The sequence below is a fragment of the Roseovarius sp. MBR-154 genome (genome assembly GCF_053628595.1).
The window spans coordinates 5,001-6,290 of record NZ_JBRJGR010000048.1; the positions used below are offsets into that span (position 1 = coordinate 5,001).

General features: G+C 56.0%; 1 tRNA gene and 2 rRNA genes (1 of these 3 cut by a window edge). All 3 read left to right on the top strand.

Annotated elements, in window-relative coordinates:
* Positions 1–865 (top strand): 23S ribosomal RNA (locus ACSSV4_RS22830); it begins 2,010 nt to the left of the window's first position.
* Positions 866–955: 90 nt separating this feature from the next.
* Positions 956–1,070 (top strand): 5S ribosomal RNA (gene rrf / locus ACSSV4_RS22835).
* A 140-nt stretch (positions 1,071–1,210) separates the two neighbouring features.
* Positions 1,211–1,287 (top strand) — tRNA-Met (locus ACSSV4_RS22840).
* Positions 1,288–1,290 lie beyond the last annotated feature (3 nt).

Genomic DNA, 1,290 nt, shown 5'->3' on the forward strand with positions numbered 1-1,290 from the left:
TGCCTGTCAAGATGCAGGCTTCCCGCGGTTAGACGGAAAGACCCCGTGCACCTTTACTACAGCTTCGCACTGGCATCAGGATTGTGATGTGCAGGATAGGTGGTAGGCTTTGAAGCGGGAACGCCAGTTCCCGTGGAGCCTCCCTTGAGATACCACCCTTCGCACTCTTGATGTCTAACCGCGGCCCGTTATCCGGGTCCGGGACCCTGCGTGGCGGGTAGTTTGACTGGGGCGGTCGCCTCCTAAAGCGTAACGGAGGCGCGCGAAGGTTGGCTCAGAGCGGTCGGAAATCGCTCGTTGAGTGCAATGGCAGAAGCCAGCCTGACTGCGAGACTGACAAGTCGAGCAGAGTCGAAAGACGGCCATAGTGATCCGGTGGTCCCGAGTGGAAGGGCCATCGCTCAACGGATAAAAGGTACGCCGGGGATAACAGGCTGATACTGCCCAAGAGTCCATATCGACGGCAGTGTTTGGCACCTCGATGTCGGCTCATCTCATCCTGGGGCTGGAGCAGGTCCCAAGGGTACGGCTGTTCGCCGTTTAAAGAGGTACGTGAGCTGGGTTTAGAACGTCGTGAGACAGTTCGGTCCCTATCTGCCGTGGGTGTAGGATACTTGAGAGGAGTTGCCCCTAGTACGAGAGGACCGGGGTGAACGAACCACTGGTGGACCTGTTGTGGCGCCAGCCGCAGTGCAGGGTAGCTATGTTCGGACAGGATAACCGCTGAAGGCATCTAAGCGGGAAGCCCCCCTCAAAACAAGGTATCCCTGAGGGCCGTGGTAGACCACCACGTCGATAGGCCGGAGATGTAAGCGCAGCAATGCGTTCAGTTGACCGGTACTAATGGCCCGATAGGCTTGATTTGATCCAGTAACAACAAGACTGGAAACAAAATCAAAAGCATACACAAAAACACAATGTACCCGACTTGGACTGTGTCTCGGATTTTTCCCGGTTTGGTGGTCATAGCACGAGCAAAACACCCGGTCCCATCCCGAACCCGGCCGTTAAGTGCCGTCGCGCCAATGGTACTGCGTCTCAAGACGTGGGAGAGTAGGTCGCCGCCTAACCTGGTAAAATCCGAAACACAAATCGTATCTCTCAACGATGACACAAAGCCCCGCCTATAACCCCATGGGGCAACACAGTCGCCCAAGCCCGAAAGGGAAAACGGCAATCATGGCCACAAAATCAGGCCATACCAAAGCGTCGCGGGATGGAGCAGTCCGGTAGCTCGTCAGGCTCATAACCTGAAGGTCGTAGGTTCAAATCCTACTCCCGCAACCAAAT